The organism is Citrobacter telavivensis (genome assembly GCA_009363175.1).
GTDB lineage: Bacteria > Pseudomonadota > Gammaproteobacteria > Enterobacterales > Enterobacteriaceae > Citrobacter_A > Citrobacter_A telavivensis.
Genome location: CP045203.1, coordinates 220,283 through 235,057, shown reverse-complemented (window position 1 = coordinate 235,057; position 14,775 = coordinate 220,283). Strand labels below are relative to the sequence as shown.

Sequence of the window (14,775 nt, the reverse complement as noted above, 5' to 3'; positions counted from 1 at the left end):
TAGCAGAAAAAAACGGACAAATTATTAGCGCTGGCTCGCATTTCTCCTGTTTATCGGCAATTAATGTTCCATAAAGGAACAAAAATTCTTTTCTACGTTCCGTTATGGAACCAATTTTGACGGCATTTTATTTTGCGCCCGCTCAGCCAGAATCACTACATCGCCGGGCTACCCTTATAGACAGGCGACCTCCCCCTACCCTACGGAGCATAAACAATGAAAAAACTGATTAACCGTGTGGAAGATGTACTGAGTGAACAGCTTATCGGCCTGGCGAAGGCGCATCCTGAACTGACGCTGCACCAGGACCCGGTCTATGTCACCCGCGCTGATGCACCGGTCGCCGGCAAAGTGGCGCTGCTCTCCGGCGGCGGCAGCGGACACGAACCGATGCACTGCGGCTACATCGGCCAGGGCATGCTCTCCGGCGCCTGTCCGGGGGAAATTTTCACCTCGCCGACGCCGGACAAAATGTTCGAATGCGCGATGCAGATTGACGGCGGCGAAGGCGTCCTGCTGATTATCAAAAACTATACCGGCGACATCCTGAATTTTGAGACCGCCACCGAGCTGCTGCACGAAAGTGGCGTTAAGGTTACCACCGTCGTGGTGGATGACGACGTGGCGGTAAAAGACAGCCTCTATACCGCCGGACGCCGCGGCGTCGCCAATACCGTGCTGATTGAAAAACTGGTCGGCGCCGCCGCCGAACGCGGCGACTCGCTGGAAGCCTGCGCTGAACTGGGCCGCCGTTTAAATAACCTTGGTCACTCGATTGGCATCGCGCTGGGCGCCTGCACCGTACCGGCCGCCGGACAGCCCTCCTTTACCCTGAAAGATGATGAGATGGAGTTCGGCGTCGGCATCCATGGCGAGCCGGGTATCGACCGCCGCCGCTTCAGCTCGCTCGACCAAACCGTCGATGAGATGGTCGATACCCTGCTGGAAAACGGCGCATACAGCCGCACGCTGCGCCAGTGGGATAACGTCAAGGGAGCGTGGCAGGAAGTGAAACAGAGCAAAACCGCGCTGCAAAACGGCGATCGGGTTATCGCGCTGGTCAATAACCTCGGCGCCACCCCGCTTTCCGAACTGTACGGCGTTTACAACCGCCTTGCCCAGCGCTGCGAAGCGTCCGGCATTGTGATTGAACGCAACCTCATCGGCAGCTACTGCACCTCGCTGGATATGGCGGGTTTCTCCATCACCCTGCTGAAAGCGGATGATGACACACTGGCGTTATGGGACGCCCCGGTCCATACCCCAGCGCTGAACTGGGGAAAATAAGGAGCACGACATGTCACTGAACAGAACGCAAATCGTCGACTGGCTGTACCGCTGTGGCGACATTTTCACCAAACAGAGCGATTTTCTCACCGGCCTTGATAAAGAGATCGGCGACGCCGACCACGGCCTCAATATGCATCGCGGCTTCAGCAAAGTGGTCGAAAAGCTGCCGTCGATCGCCGATAAAGACATCGGTTTTATTCTCAAGAATACCGGGATGACGCTGCTTTCCAACGTCGGCGGCGCCAGCGGCCCGCTGTTCGGCACCTTCTTTATCCGCGCCGCCCAGGTCACCCAGGCGCATCAGAGCCTGACCCTCGACGAGCTTTATCAGATGATCCGCGAAGGCGCGGACGGCGTCGTCAACCGTGGTAAAGCGGAGCCGGGCGATAAGACGATGTGCGACGTCTGGCTGCCGGTGGTGGAATCCCTGCGTCATTCCAGCGAGCAACATCTGTCTATCCCTGCCGCGCTGGATGCCGCCTGCGAAGTGGCCGAGCGCGCCGCCCACGCCACCATCACCATGCAGGCGCGTAAAGGCCGCGCCAGCTATCTCGGCGAGCGCAGCATCGGGCATCAGGATCCCGGCGCGACCTCGGTGCTGTTTATGGTTCAGATGCTGGCTGCCGCCGCCAAAGAGTAAGGAAATCGCGATGGTAAACCTGGTTATTGTTTCTCATAGCGCCCGGCTGGGCGAAGGTGTCGGAGAACTGGCCCGGCAGATGTTAATGAACGATGGCTGTAAGCTGGCGATCGCCGCCGGGATCGACGATCCCGACAGCCCGATCGGCACCGATCCGATTAAAGTCATGGAGGCGATCGAATCCGTCGCCGATACCGACCATGTTCTGGTGATGATGGATATCGGCAGCGCCCTGCTCAGCGCCGAAACCGCCCTCGATCTGCTCGATCCGGCGATGGCGGCAAAGGTGCGGCTGTGCGCCGCGCCGCTGGTCGAAGGGACGCTGGCGGCCACCGTCAGCGCCGCCTCCGGCGCCGGGATCGACAAAGTTATCGCCGATGCCATGAACGCCCTGGAAGCCAAGCGGGTTCAGCTGGGTTTACCTTCGCACACGCCTGACGCCGCCGCCCCAACGCTTGCTGACGACGGCGATGCTAAATCGGTTTCAGTCATTATTAACAATCACAACGGCCTGCACGTGCGTCCGGCATCAAAGCTGGTCGCCGCGCTGGCGGGTTTTAACGCCGACCTGGTGCTGGAGAAAAACGGCAAATGCGTCACCCCGGACAGTCTGAATCAAATCGCTCTGCTACAGGTGCGCCGCCACGATAAGCTGCGCCTGCTGGCCCGCGGTCCGGACGCCGATGCGGCGCTGGCGGCGTTTCAGGCGCTGGCCGCCGATAACTTCGGCGAGTCGCCGGAGGCGCAGCCGACAGCGGAACCCGCCATACCTGCGCGTGTTGAAGGCGCCGCGATGATTTATCCGCAGGCGCCGATCCAACCGGCGCTCCCCGCCGCCGCCGACATCGCCCGCGAGCAGCAGCGCCTGCGCCAGGCGATCGACCAGACGCTGGCCGATCTCAATGCGCTCACCGAGCTGGCGGAACACAAATTTAACGCCGATATCGCGGCGATCTTCGCCGGTCATCACACCTTGCTCGACGATGAAGATCTGTTTGATGCCGCCAACGATCGCCTGCTCACCGAACAGTGCTCGGCGGAATGGGCGTGGCATCAAGTGCTGATGGAGCTCAGCCAGCAGTATCGTCAGCTGGATGACGCCTATCTGCAGGCCCGTTATATCGATGTCGACGATATTCTGCAGCGCACGCTGCGCCATCTGCAGGGTATTAAGGAGACGCTGCCATTCGCCAGTGAGCCGACGATTATTATCGCCGACAATATTTATCCCTCGACTGTACTCCAACTGGATGCCAGCAAGGTCACCGGCCTGTGCCTGCGCGACGGCAGCGAACAGGCCCACGGCGCGATTATCGCCCGCGCGGCGGGGATCGCCTGGCTATGCCAGCAGGGCGAAGCGCTGAATGATATTCAGCCTGGCGAAGCCATCACGCTCGATATGCGTCTGCAACGTCTTATTCGTCGCTAAATCCACTTTGACCGTTACCACTCCGGGGGCCCGCCTCCGGAGGGTGAGTTTTCGCTTACTGATCAGGAACCACTATGTCTCAATTCTTTTTTAACCAGCGCGCCAGCCTCGTTAACGACGTGATCGAGGGAACCATTATTGCCAGCCCGTGGAACAACCTCGCCCGCCTGGAGAGCGACCCGGCGATCCGTGTAGTGGTACGCCGCGATCTGAATAAAAACAACGTGGCGGTGATTTCCGGCGGCGGCTCCGGCCATGAACCGGCGCACGTCGGCTTTATTGGTAAAGGCATGCTGACCGCCGCGGTCTGCGGCGATCTGTTCGCCTCGCCGAGCGTCGATGCGGTACTCACCGCGATTCAGGCGGTGACCGGCGAGGCGGGCTGTCTGCTGATCGTTAAAAACTACACCGGCGATCGGCTTAACTTCGGCCTCGCGGCGGAGAAAGCGCGCCGTCTTGGCTATAACGTAGAGATGCTGATCGTCGGCGACGATATTTCGCTGCCGGATAACAAACAGCCGCGCGGTATCGCCGGGACTATTCTTGTGCATAAGGTGGCGGGTTATTTCGCCGAGCGCGGCTTCAACCTCGCCACCGTCCTGCGTGAAGCGCAATACGCCGCCAACCATACCGCCAGCATCGGGGTGGCGCTGGCCAGCTGTCACCTGCCGCAGGAAGCGGAAAGCGCGCCGCGCCATCAGCCCGGCCACGCCGAGCTGGGGATGGGCATCCACGGCGAACCGGGAGCCTCGACGATCGCGACCCATAACAGCGCGGAAATCATGCAGATTATGGTAGAGAAGCTGACCGCCGCCCTACCTGAAACCGGCCGCCTGGCGGTGATGCTCAATAATCTCGGCGGCGTGTCGGTGGCCGAGATGGCGATTCTGACCCGCGAGCTGGCCAACACCCCACTCCATGCGCGCGTTGACTGGTTGATTGGCCCGGCTTCGCTGGTAACGGCGCTGGATATGAAAGGCTTCTCGCTGACCACTATCGTGCTGGAAGAGAGCATTGAAAAGGCGCTGCTGTCGGATGTCGAAACCGCCAGTTGGCAGAAGCCGGTGCAGCCGCGGGCTGTTAATATCATGCCGTCCGCGCTCGCCAGCGCACGCGTCGCCTTTACGCCATCGGCCAACCCGCAGGTGGGCGATTACGTGGCGCAGGTGACCAGCACCCTCTCCGGCCTCGAAACCCATCTCAACGCGCTTGACGCCAAAGTGGGCGACGGCGATACCGGCTCCACTTTCGCCGCTGGCGCGCGTGCGATTGCCGCTCTATTGCAACGCCAGCAACTGCCGCTCAATGATTTACCCACGCTGTTCGCGCTAATTGGCGAACGCCTGACGGTGGTGATGGGCGGCTCCAGCGGCGTATTGATGTCGATTTTCTTCACCGCCGCCGGGCAGAAGCTGGAGCAAGGCGCCAGCATGGCGGAAGCGCTGAACGCCGGTCTGGGGCAGATGAAATTTTACGGCGGCGCCGATGAGGGCGACCGGACGATGATTGACGCTCTACAGCCGGCGCTGGCGGCGCTGCTGGCCGAACCGGATAATCTGCAGGCCGCTTTCGCCGCGGCGCAGGCCGGCGCGGATCGCACCTGCCAGTCGAGCAAAGCCGGCGCCGGACGCGCCTCCTATCTCAATAGCGAGAGCCTGCTCGGCAATATGGACCCCGGCGCCCACGCGGTGGCGATGGTGTTTAAGGCGCTGGCGGAACGCTAAGCCTCACCCGGTGGCGCTGCGCTTACCGGGGCGACATAACACCATTGAAAGGTAGCCCGGAGAAGGCGCAACGCGCCGCCATCCGGGTTTACCACACTGCCGATTATTTGCTATGCCAGTACGCCTGCGAACGCACCAGTTGCTGATCGATACTCGGCTCCTCAAAGCGCGCCAGCAGCGATTTCACCACGCCGCCTTCTCCGGTCAGCCAGATAAAATAATCTTCTGACGGCACCTTGACCTGAGCCAGCCGCTCGGCGACGAACGCCGGGTTGTGGCCTACCACCCATTCGATATTAAAGCCGTCGAGATCCGCCAGATAATCTTTATACGAAGCATCCGCGACGGTGACGATGGCCGTCACCTGCGGCGTCACCGGCAGCTGACGTAATCCCAGCAGGCGACGGCGCAGCGCCGGCATGCCCGACTCGTCACAGACATAAAGCTGCCAGGCGTAATCTTCCGGCACCACCAGCGAGCCGCGCGGCCCGCCGATCACCAGCTTATCGCCGATGTTGGCTTCCAGCGCCCAGCGGCTGGCAATACCGCCATCGTGGATATAAAAATCGTAAGCCAGCTCGTGGCGTTCGGCATCGTACAGCGGCGTGTAGTCGCGGGTCGCCGGGCGCACGCCCTCGCCCCAGTTAATGCCTTCGTCGGTCACTTCCGGCGGCGTAAATACGCTGCCCGCCTGCGGGAAAAACAGTTTGGTGTGGTCGTCAAAACCTTGTGAAACAAAGCCATCCAGCGCCTCGCCCCCCAGCACGATCCGCTGGAACGCCTGGCCGATACGCTCAACGCGCAGCACGGTTAATTCGCGAAAACGTAGTTCGTTACGCACGCGCTGTGGGTAGCGTGAGGTGTTTTTTGTCATTTTTTCGCCTTCGTGAAGATAATACGATATATCTAAATTTATTTTTAAATGATAATGATTGCTAATCAAAAAGATTGCAAGCACTTTTTTGATATAGTCAGCTTGAGATTAAACAGCTATCAGCAATCCATAAAAACCATTAATAATCATTAAATTAAACAAAAATTATTTTATAGACTTGCAAGTCGATAAACTTTAGATATAAATTAGATATATCTAAATAACATCAGGAGACGATGATGCAAAACCATCATGAAGGTTGCTGTAAACATACAGAGCACCAACACGAAGGCTGCTGCAAGGGTGAAGGACATCACCACGAAAGCCGCCACAGTGAGCACCATGCAGGCTGCTGCAAAAGTGAAGAGCATCGCCACGCAGGCTGTCACCAGGAACATCACCACGAACAGGGTGCGGACGCCGCCACGGTCGCGGCGGAGGTGGTGGTCGTCGCCAGTGCATCTCCGTCACTAACAACGAAGTCGCTGCCGACGAACAGAAAAAATTGCGCGAACAGGGCTTAAGGCCTGGAGATCCTGATTGGGAAAAGTGGGGGATCTGTGATTATATCACCAAACCACGTGTACAAGCTGCTATCACAGGCAAAACGCCGAATGAACAACCGATTAAGGTCAATTATAGGTTTACAGACGAGTTCCCAATGTCTGACGGTTTTGAGGAAAATGCCGAGTTTTTCACTCTGACCTACGAAGCTGAGAAGTCGGTTAGCCACAACTTGGCCTTTGTTCGCATTGCGCCGTTGCTATGGCTACGCGCGGGTGCGCGCGGCGAACGTATTGAAAAAATACTACTAAAGGATGGGAAGTGACCGATGCGTACGGTCTACTGCTAGGGAAGGTGCGAATAAGCAGGTCATTTCTTCCCAAGCTGACTCGCTGATTAAAATTTCGCGGATCTGGGCCGATTTTTTTCCCGCAAACACATCGAATCAGCCTATTTAGGCTATTTTTTCCACCATTTCTGGCGTTATTTCCGGTTTTTACTGAGATCTCTCCCACTGACGTATCATTTGGTCCACCCGAAACAGGTTGGCCAGGGTGAATAACATCGCCAGTTGGTTATCGTTTTTCAGCAGCCCCTTGTATCTGGCTTTCACGAAGCCGAACTGCCGCTTGATGATGCGAAACGGGTGCTCCACCCTGGCACGGATGCTGGCTTTCATGTATTCGATGTTGATGGCCGTTTTGTTCTTGCGCGGATGCTGCTTCAAGGTTTTTACCTTGCCGGGACGCTCGGCGATCAGCCAGTCCACATCCACCTCGGCCAGCTCCTCGCGCTGTGGCGCTCCTTGGTAGCCGGCATCGGCTGAGACAAATTGCTCCTCTCCATGAAGCAGATTACCCAGCTGATTGAGGTCATGCTCGTTGGCCGCGGTGGTGACTAGGCTGTGGGTCAGGCCACTCTTGGCATCGACACCAATGTGGGCCTTCATGCCAAAGTGCCACTGATTGCCTTTCTTGGTCTGATGCATCTCCGGATCGCGTTGCTGCTCTTTGTTCTTGGTAGAGCTGGGTGCCTCAATGATGGTGGCATCCACCAAAGTGCCTTGGGTCATCATGACGCCTGCTTCGGCCAGCCAGCGATTGATGGTCTTGAACAATTGACGGGCCAGTTGATGCTGCTCGAGCAGGTGGCGGAAATTCATGATGGTGGTGCGATCCGGCAGGGCGCTATCCAGGGATAATCGGGCAAACAGGCGCATGGAGGCGATTTCGTACAGGGCATCTTCCATGGCACCGTCGCTCAGGTTGTACCAATGCTGCATGCAGTGAATACGCAGCATGGTCTCCAGCGGATAGGGCCGTCGGCCATTGCCCGCCTTGGGATAAAACGGCTCGATGACAGCGGTCATATTCTGCCATGGCAGAATCTGCTCCATGCGGGAGAGGAAAATCTCTTTTCGGGTCTGACGGCGCTTAGTGCTGAATTCACTATCGGCGAAGGTGAGTTGATGGCTCATGATGTCCCTCTGGGATGCGCTCCGGATGAATATGATGATCTCATATCAGGAACTTGTTCGCACCTTCCCTAGCTGAGCGCATTTTGCAACGCGGACTGAGTGGTCAAGGTTGACCTTGTCGAATTCAGCCTTCAGTTGCTCATCTGGCTTAGCTTCGTTAACAGTTACCAGAATCCGACTAGCATACTCGCTACCCTTGGCTTGATTGCCTACCATCTTACCCAGTACACGGCCAGCTTTTGATTTCGCTTCAGTCAAACGTTCCTCGCCATTTTCGAGGTAGTCTTTACATGCGATAACAGCAGCAATCTCGGAAGCATGAACTTTCATCACGTCATTCAGTTCGTCACGAGATGGAGAGCTTTCCGCTGATATTGCGAAACTTGATGCATTAATTGCAAATAAACAAACAACCGCATTTAATATTATTTTTCTCATCACAGGTTTCCTTTTTATTGGTTACGAGGCAATGCTGCTTCAGACAGCTGGTAATTCAATATTGATAAGTAGGCCAGAGGTATAGTTGCTGCCGGGATTAACCATTCATACCTGAGCGAAAAGTATGACCACGAAAGTAAAACAACACCAGAGATAGCTGAAAATGCGAACAACGGCCCAATATTCATAAAAGTACTTTTACAAATGACTGGTATACTTTTCAGCAGAGAACCTTTACACCGCGTAACTGTTGGTATGAATAAAACGAGCATTGGCGTAGCGATAAATACGCTCAAAGTGGCAAGGGCGTACATATTGAAATACACTATTAGGTTGGAGTAAGCCAGACTAATGCTTGTTAATGTTGGTTGTTTATATTCAACATGGTTGGTTTCACCCGCAACCGCTGAAGCAATCATAAATTTGACTAACCACAATATTACGATCATTAGTACGGTCAGGAATAATGCATAAACTAACACAACGATAAAGTTGCGTAGTTCTTCCCAGATATTCAATCTTAGCTCTGAGCTTTGATATCGGCATAAGATAGCCGTAAGGTAGAGGGTGAGTACAACTGGCTGTAAGATAAAAAATGCAAGCCCCTCCATTGTCACATTTTTCATGATGAGTGTCAGGAGTCCACCACCAGCAATTATCGGCAAGAATATTGCCAAAATACCATGAAGAGATGCCATTGTTTTCATGGAGGACAACATTATTTGTTTGGTATCTTCGAAAGATAATTTATTGATGAGAAATGCTGACATTGTGTTTCCTCTTCATGTAGTTGGCTCAATTGTCGCATGTTGAAAAATTTGAATAGCATTTAACATCGACAAACTGACGGCTTTTTCTCTATCTCATTTTTTCTGTTCAGTTACGGGTGACGAAATTAACTCGACCAGCTCTTCCTTTCCCCACTATTCATGGGCATCAACGGAGAAAAGTTTTATGGATTCTGCGGTTCCTTCAAAGGCGTTGTCATAGCAACCCAGAATATTGATGTCGTAACCGGGCCCAGCTTCTCGGGTTAAAAGATGCTCCTTTGCGCTCCCTGGCAGTATTGCTATCAAGCGTCCTCCCGGTTTCAGGAATCTCATCGCATGTTGAAAATGTGCAATCCAGCGTGAGTCACTAAATGGAGGATTCATCAGAATTCTTTCAAACAAGCCGGTATTTTCAGGCTTGACCAATAGAAAATCATTAAGGGTGACGTTCCAGCGCAGGCCAGTAATTGCAACAGCTGCGGGGTGTATATCAAAACCAGTAACATCCACCCCCTCTGGTAACCCTTTCAGTAGCGCACCAAGACCGATATTCGGTTCCAGCAAACGCATACCTGAAGCCACCATACATTCATCAATTGCTCGTTTCTGGAGTTCTCCGACCGTTGCATAGAACTGGTGCGTATAGCGGTCAGGTATAGAACCATGTAATGCCAGAAGTTTGAATGCTTCAACGGGGCTAAAGTCAAAGTCATATACTTCTCTATATCTTCTGACAGCACCCAATGACTCCCATATGTTCACCAGTTCTTTTTTCTCACTAACAGACTGGTTGTCCCGCAGGATAAAAGTGTGCGGCCCCGGTGACAGGTGTTTGCCCGCGTTCAAATGGTCAGTGGCATATGATATTAAGGAGTTAACAGCAGAGAATGATATCAACTGCGACCGATATTCATTGGTTTTTACAGTTCTTGCGGAGTTATGGCCGGTGGTGTATCGGCGATCGAGAGGAATGCAGCCTGGCATTAAATGGGATAGTACCAGATTGAGATTGTCACAAGTTTCCTCCTCAATCAGGATATGCACATTGCCGTTAATAAACCCCTTCACTTTAAGACTATCGTTATCAATACTTACCCATTCGCCAGGGTTACTCATCATGTACTCTTTGACCGCAGCCGAATTCACATCCTCAGCACCGCTTCGTCCATACATCAGTCCAATAACCTTACGAAGGTCATTAAAATAGTTGAGATAGTCATAGGATCTGCGGTTATCTCTACTTGGTAAGCAGCTGGCTATGATGAGTTTGTTGCTGAAGCCCTGGGCACGGTTAGTCTTATGCAGAGCGGAGAGCTTTTCAAACACACCATGAACCATCTGGGCGAAGTAGTCTTTTTTCTCTTCATTCAATGCGAATGCGGTAGAAAAGATACTTTCTTCGTTGAAGGGTACAGGCTTAAGCTTCTCAAAATTTGATTCTGATGATTTTCGCCATGCCCTCAATCCTTCGTTCCAGTCATCGTATCTTTCGGTGGGCATAAATGGTTTTACGCCGGTCAGATCGAGCAGCTTTTGCCAGTACTTTTCATCGAGAGCACAGCGGGCCCGTTCTATACAGAACAAATTTTCTACAGCCAGCGTATATTTGATGGAATTGTCACAAGAATCACAGAACATGCGCCATGCTTCATCATGCCGGTTCCGCATCACTGCATCATACATGGCCTGCATGTGCTTCAGTGTTGTGTTGTATTCCACCAGCAGATCGCGCATGGCATTTAGTTTTTGAAAGCCGTCATGTTCAATGAGGCCACTTTGACTGTCTACGGGATTAGCATAAAGGCTGAGGACGTCTGATTCATTTTCATCGTTATTCGCTAATACAGCTGTCGGTAGGTTCATCAGATTTCTCCAAATAGAGAAATTATGAGACAGGTATGGCAGGTGACGAAGCAAATCGACGAACTACATAAGCCGGGATATTTGGGGATACCGTGAAGTACATAGCACGGCGGAAGTCCAAAAAAAGAGACCCCAGTAAGGGGTCTTAAATGAGGTATATATAACTATCAGATCACAGAGCCCGAAGCAGACTACTCAACGTCCTGAATTTCAGGAAGCTTCAACCCTTTCGGATAGAAGATTGTATGAACAGTCAGGTCAGCCAGGAACGTAGATTTGATAATTAATTTTATTATAGGGTTAATACTATCCCAAGAATCGGGCGAATTCCAGATAGTGGCATCACAGCTTTCAGGATACTGGTTAACTCCAGGAGCATGGCCAGCCGTGCAGCGCATTGGGTCGGTTGATTCATGCTCGCATTTAGGGCAAATATAGCGCCGCAGCTGGTGTTCACCTAGGTCTTGGTCAAAATCGTGAGGAGTTTCCCAGCAATGAACATCTTCAAGCTCAGGTAGCCTGGACGGAGTGTAAAAAGCCCACGGCACTTCCGTACCTCGCAGTACCTCAAGTGCGTGTATCACCCGCTCAGGCTCGATTTTAAGCACGTCACTGTATGCTTCTATTCGATCACGTAACAGGCTGGCCATTACAGAGATTGTATGGATATCGATACCGGCTGCTTGAGCGTCCCTTTCCAGCTGCTCAATAACGACATCAATACTTGCTGGTGGTGCAGACATAAATAACTGCGTTGCGGCTTCTTGTCGTGACATATACGAAGGTTCCTTCGGTTACCGGTGACAGTAACCGATATTTTCCCCTCGCTACAGCTGGTCACGAATTTTTTCAGCTTGTACATCGGATACCAGAACACAATCACCTGTTGCAGAATTACAAACGTAATATTTTCCGTCCTGATGCTGCTGTAATTTCAGTTTTGTACCCGTAAGTGACACTGTAACGCCACTTGCTTCAAACTGCCCTTTGTTGGTGATGAAAAAGTTGTTTTTTGCGAGGGTTCCGGCTTTCAAATCAACGCCTCTGATCACTTCACCCAGGTCCCATTCGTTCATTACTGAGCGTTGTTTATGGATCAAGGAGCCAAGACAGACAAACACCACGACACTGATTGCAGCAAGACCCATAAGGTTTTTAAACGAATGGTGGGCTTTCAGGTCAAGCGTCTTCGCTTCTACCAGCTGCTCGGACGTTAACTGGACAGCTCGATTGTTACGCGAAGGACGTTTACGTTGGTTAGCAGTCATGGTTCACCTCTGTTTGAAGGAGAGATAATTTTAAACCTGCCAGTATATAAGCGATCTGAATTGGGTGAAGCGAATCATCAATGCTCATGGCCAGTCTACCCTTCTGATTGGTATCTACGGCTTTGCTGCCTCGGTACTGGTATCCATATCTCTTCCTGGCAAGTTCCAGGCCAGCCAGCATGTACTGGACTTGCTGTAACGATAATGAATCAATTTGCAGAGACTTGAGCCTGTTTTTTTGCTGGCACAGACCAAATAACTCCCTCGACTCGAAATCGTCGGGGTAAGAGTGTAGTAACCCATCAACTGAGCAGGCATTCAACTTATCGAATTCACGTTCAATACCCTCGACCGAGAAATGTCGGTCTCGAACGGACTCGACTCTACATTTGCTGAGCTGGCCATCTGGTGTGGCTACAAATATAGTTGCGCCTTCGGTCAGGTCTCCAGTCCAGTTTGTATGATTAGTCATATACGCTCCGTAATGGGCCTACTAAACAATATTATCACGGCTGAATATTTGACGAAGCAGTGCGCGATACGCGCCATGATAATGTTAAATTAGTCGTTTATTTGATAGCACCATTTTTCTCTGAATACTGTTCAAACCAGAAAACAATGGGTTTCTCTACAATGCTTATCTGGCCGAATCTTTCTGCCGTTCTGAAATTCATACTACTCTTCCGTGCCCTTTCAACCTGTAAACTTATTTGTTTGCGGAACATTTCCAGTGAATATGTTGTTTTGAGCAGATTGCAGGGCGCACAGGCTGGGAAAAGATTTTCTAAGCAGTTGGCACTTTCATTAAACACTTCACCGGTAGCCTTAAGCTTAAATTTCCCTCTGGCCGCAGCTTGCATATCCTGGACGGATTTCCTTAGCACAGGTTCTACGTGATCAGCGTGCCAACCTTTTTCTTTCAGTACCTCGCCACAATATGCACATCGACCACCAAATTTAGCCCTCAGTACTATTCTTTGTTTTTTTGACAGAGACATAATAAATTCCTTGTGGAACTAAGAGAATCGGCCATCGTCTATTGATTCAGCGATGTTGACTGCCAGGGCGTTATCGTCCAAGCCTGACAACGTTTCATAGCGAAAGACAGGAATGTGAGTTCTTTTAAAAAGGGCAATAATGAACTCTCCTTCAGGCTGAGCGCTGATAGCATCTTCATTGATCATTGCTAGCACTAGTTCCCCGGTATGCGCATCGGAGAGAACAAAATCGAACACGAATTCATCTGCGTACTGTTGCGCCTGAAGTACGTCAACCGGGGCAACCGGTTCATCTTCGAGCTCCAGCTCTACTAAGTCCCGGGCAAGCACCTGGGGTGCGATAATGTACTGACCATTGAACACCGCACTCAAGCGCACATAAAGATCCATCAGGACTTTTGGCAATATCGAATTTTTTTTGATGAAGTACTCGCTCAACCCATCAAGTGCGGCGTTCTCGTCGGCATCGGCATTAATATCTGCCTGCTGATCATGCTCGTCCAAAGGTTGCTGAGTTTGTTGTTGTTCTCGTTTTGTTCGACTCGCGTAGATAAGTATGAAAGCTGCAAAGCACACAAATGTCAGAAATATTGCGAGAGCGATTATATATTTTAGAGTCATGGGTTCATTCCTATAGTCTGGAGATACTCAGGCTCCTTGAACTTCATATTTTCGGGTATATGCCGCATCACCTTTTTGATGTATGGTTGTTCAATTCTCTTAAGCGTATCTAATTGAGATTGATAATCCTTAGTTCTCAAATCATGCTCAGCACCCAGTTGTCCTAATAACGTCTGAAGTTTCTTTAAGGCTTTGCTGCACTGCACTTCGGCATTATCCAGCTTTTCAATATTTAACCAGGAGAGAATATCGATAACAGGATTTATAGTCAGATCGACAAACAGATCAAGCGTGTCATCTGGTAAATTTGAATCAATAGGTGATTGCCGGGCAGGCATTTCATCTGCTAATCGCTTAAGCGCACCCATAGCTCTCTTTAACGAACTACTCGCAGAGGATGTGTCTATTGCTGAAAGTATGGATATTGCTTTACTGGTAGTAACCATATCCAGAAATTCAGTTGTGGAAGCACTATTACATTCATCCTTTGCTGTTTTTAATAGTTCACGGGCATTTTCTGCAAGTTTGAGTCGTCTGCCTGACTCGTTATATTTTATCTGAGCTTCTTTCCAGCAGTTGACTAGATGCTGATAAATCTCACAATCTGGTGATTTCGAAATTTCTTCCAACGAGGACATAACTACGTATTGAAGAAAGATGCTCCTGCATTTTGGCAGCAGCAGGTTAAGATGCAATTCACATTCGTTCAGCTTTTTTCGCGCCGGTGTCTCTCTGAAGAGACCAATAAATAGCGCCCACAATGAAAACTGACGATCTCTTGTCTCTTTAACCAACTCTTTAACTGCCAGGGCTCGGGCAATGTTAGCATTTTCAACCTGGCGTGATAACTCTTGGAGTTCTGTAGCTGTAATCATCTCT

14 protein-coding genes and 3 pseudogenes are annotated in these 14,775 nt (G+C 51.7%); 6 read left to right on the top strand and 11 right to left on the bottom strand.

The features are described from left to right. Positions 1 to 216: 216 nt before the first annotated feature. From dhaK to GBC03_01435, 4 genes are all read left to right on the top strand, one after another. On the top strand, positions 217 to 1,287 hold the full coding sequence (dhaK, locus tag GBC03_01450) for a dihydroxyacetone kinase subunit DhaK (protein QFS68941.1): 1,071 nt from the start codon (positions 217 to 219) through the stop codon (positions 1,285 to 1,287). A gap of 10 nt (positions 1,288 to 1,297) precedes the next feature. Next, complete coding sequence (gene dhaL / locus GBC03_01445) at positions 1,298 to 1,930, top strand: dihydroxyacetone kinase ADP-binding subunit DhaL (protein ID QFS68940.1); 633 nt, start codon at positions 1,298 to 1,300, stop codon at positions 1,928 to 1,930. 10 nt (positions 1,931 to 1,940) lie between these two features. Then, the gene (dhaM, locus tag GBC03_01440) at positions 1,941 to 3,359 is read left to right on the top strand and encodes a dihydroxyacetone kinase subunit DhaM (GenBank protein ID QFS68939.1); all 1,419 of its coding nucleotides are present in this window, start codon (positions 1,941 to 1,943) and stop codon (positions 3,357 to 3,359) included. A gap of 74 nt (positions 3,360 to 3,433) precedes the next feature. Continuing rightward, entirely contained in the window at positions 3,434 to 5,083 is a 1,650-nt protein-coding gene (locus GBC03_01435; GenBank protein QFS68938.1) for a glycerone kinase, read from the top strand. A gap of 103 nt (positions 5,084 to 5,186) precedes the next feature. Here the strand turns inward: GBC03_01435 and GBC03_01430 are convergent, their stop codons facing one another. After that, positions 5,187 to 5,957: a siderophore-interacting protein gene (locus GBC03_01430; GenBank protein ID QFS68937.1), complete on the bottom strand. Its 771-nt coding sequence runs from the start codon at positions 5,955 to 5,957 to the stop codon at positions 5,187 to 5,189. 239 nt (positions 5,958 to 6,196) lie between these two features. On the opposite strand from GBC03_01430, the pseudogene GBC03_01425 reads away from it, so the two are divergent. Together GBC03_01425 and GBC03_01420 are read left to right on the top strand one after the other, a co-directional pair. After that, a pseudogene (locus tag GBC03_01425) lies at positions 6,197 to 6,414 on the top strand (PadR family transcriptional regulator). Positions 6,415 to 6,618: 204 nt separating this feature from the next. Then, positions 6,619 to 6,857 (top strand): annotated as a pseudogene (locus GBC03_01420) (DNA methylase N-4/N-6 domain protein). A gap of 100 nt (positions 6,858 to 6,957) precedes the next feature. Here the strand turns inward: GBC03_01420 and GBC03_01415 are convergent. The 10 genes and pseudogenes from GBC03_01415 to GBC03_01370 all read right to left on the bottom strand — a co-directional run bounded on the left by GBC03_01415 (position 6,958) and on the right by GBC03_01370 (position 14,771). After that, positions 6,958 to 7,938, bottom strand: coding sequence for an IS5-like element ISKpn26 family transposase (locus GBC03_01415; protein ID QFS68936.1), 981 nt, complete (start codon positions 7,936 to 7,938; stop codon positions 6,958 to 6,960). After that, a pseudogene (locus GBC03_01410) lies at positions 7,935 to 8,018 on the bottom strand (DUF2254 domain-containing protein). The gene GBC03_01415 and the pseudogene GBC03_01410 overlap by 4 nt, the downstream one beginning before the upstream one ends. Positions 8,019 to 8,390: 372 nt before the next feature. Then, positions 8,391 to 9,146, bottom strand: coding sequence for a hypothetical protein (locus GBC03_01405; protein QFS68935.1), 756 nt, complete (start codon positions 9,144 to 9,146; stop codon positions 8,391 to 8,393). A gap of 153 nt (positions 9,147 to 9,299) precedes the next feature. Then, entirely contained in the window at positions 9,300 to 11,009 is a 1,710-nt protein-coding gene (locus tag GBC03_01400) for a DUF4942 domain-containing protein (protein QFS68934.1), read from the bottom strand. Positions 11,010 to 11,200: 191 nt separating this feature from the next. Then, positions 11,201 to 11,785: a hypothetical protein gene (locus GBC03_01395; GenBank protein ID QFS68933.1), complete on the bottom strand. Its 585-nt coding sequence runs from the start codon at positions 11,783 to 11,785 to the stop codon at positions 11,201 to 11,203. 51 nt (positions 11,786 to 11,836) lie between these two features. Further along, complete coding sequence (locus GBC03_01390; protein QFS68967.1) at positions 11,837 to 12,157, bottom strand: hypothetical protein; 321 nt, start codon at positions 12,155 to 12,157, stop codon at positions 11,837 to 11,839. A gap of 109 nt (positions 12,158 to 12,266) precedes the next feature. Continuing rightward, positions 12,267 to 12,749 carry a hypothetical protein gene (locus tag GBC03_01385; protein ID QFS68932.1) on the bottom strand — a complete coding sequence of 161 codons (483 nt, stop codon included), beginning with the start codon at positions 12,747 to 12,749 and terminating at the stop codon, positions 12,267 to 12,269. A gap of 97 nt (positions 12,750 to 12,846) precedes the next feature. Then, complete coding sequence (locus GBC03_01380) at positions 12,847 to 13,275, bottom strand: HNH endonuclease (protein QFS68931.1); 429 nt, start codon at positions 13,273 to 13,275, stop codon at positions 12,847 to 12,849. A gap of 18 nt (positions 13,276 to 13,293) precedes the next feature. Further along, the gene (locus tag GBC03_01375; GenBank protein ID QFS68966.1) at positions 13,294 to 13,779 is read right to left on the bottom strand and encodes a hypothetical protein; all 486 of its coding nucleotides are present in this window, start codon (positions 13,777 to 13,779) and stop codon (positions 13,294 to 13,296) included. A gap of 113 nt (positions 13,780 to 13,892) precedes the next feature. Beyond that, positions 13,893 to 14,771 carry a hypothetical protein gene (locus GBC03_01370; GenBank protein ID QFS68930.1) on the bottom strand — a complete coding sequence of 293 codons (879 nt, stop codon included), beginning with the start codon at positions 14,769 to 14,771 and terminating at the stop codon, positions 13,893 to 13,895. Between the last annotated feature and the right edge of the window lie 4 nt (positions 14,772 to 14,775).

Bases quoted from the DNA above. Each gene is read 5' to 3' on its own strand.
- dhaK (QFS68941.1), top strand. From the start codon at position 217: ATGAAAAAACTGATTAACCGTGTGGAAGATGTACTGAGTGAACAGCTT.
- dhaL (QFS68940.1), top strand. From the start codon at position 1,298: ATGTCACTGAACAGAACGCAAATCGTCGACTGGCTGTACCGCTGTGGC.
- dhaM (QFS68939.1), top strand. From the start codon at position 1,941: ATGGTAAACCTGGTTATTGTTTCTCATAGCGCCCGGCTGGGCGAAGGT.
- GBC03_01435 (QFS68938.1), top strand. From the start codon at position 3,434: ATGTCTCAATTCTTTTTTAACCAGCGCGCCAGCCTCGTTAACGACGTG.
- GBC03_01430 (QFS68937.1), bottom strand. From the start codon at position 5,957: ATGACAAAAAACACCTCACGCTACCCACAGCGCGTGCGTAACGAACTA.
- GBC03_01415 (QFS68936.1), bottom strand. From the start codon at position 7,938: ATGAGCCATCAACTCACCTTCGCCGATAGTGAATTCAGCACTAAGCGC.
- GBC03_01405 (QFS68935.1), bottom strand. From the start codon at position 9,146: ATGTCAGCATTTCTCATCAATAAATTATCTTTCGAAGATACCAAACAA.
- GBC03_01400 (QFS68934.1), bottom strand. From the start codon at position 11,009: ATGAACCTACCGACAGCTGTATTAGCGAATAACGATGAAAATGAATCA.
- GBC03_01395 (QFS68933.1), bottom strand. From the start codon at position 11,785: ATGTCACGACAAGAAGCCGCAACGCAGTTATTTATGTCTGCACCACCA.
- GBC03_01390 (QFS68967.1), bottom strand. From the start codon at position 12,157: ATGGGTCTTGCTGCAATCAGTGTCGTGGTGTTTGTCTGTCTTGGCTCC.
- GBC03_01385 (QFS68932.1), bottom strand. From the start codon at position 12,749: ATGACTAATCATACAAACTGGACTGGAGACCTGACCGAAGGCGCAACT.
- GBC03_01380 (QFS68931.1), bottom strand. From the start codon at position 13,275: ATGTCTCTGTCAAAAAAACAAAGAATAGTACTGAGGGCTAAATTTGGT.
- GBC03_01370 (QFS68930.1), bottom strand. From the start codon at position 14,771: ATGATTACAGCTACAGAACTCCAAGAGTTATCACGCCAGGTTGAAAAT.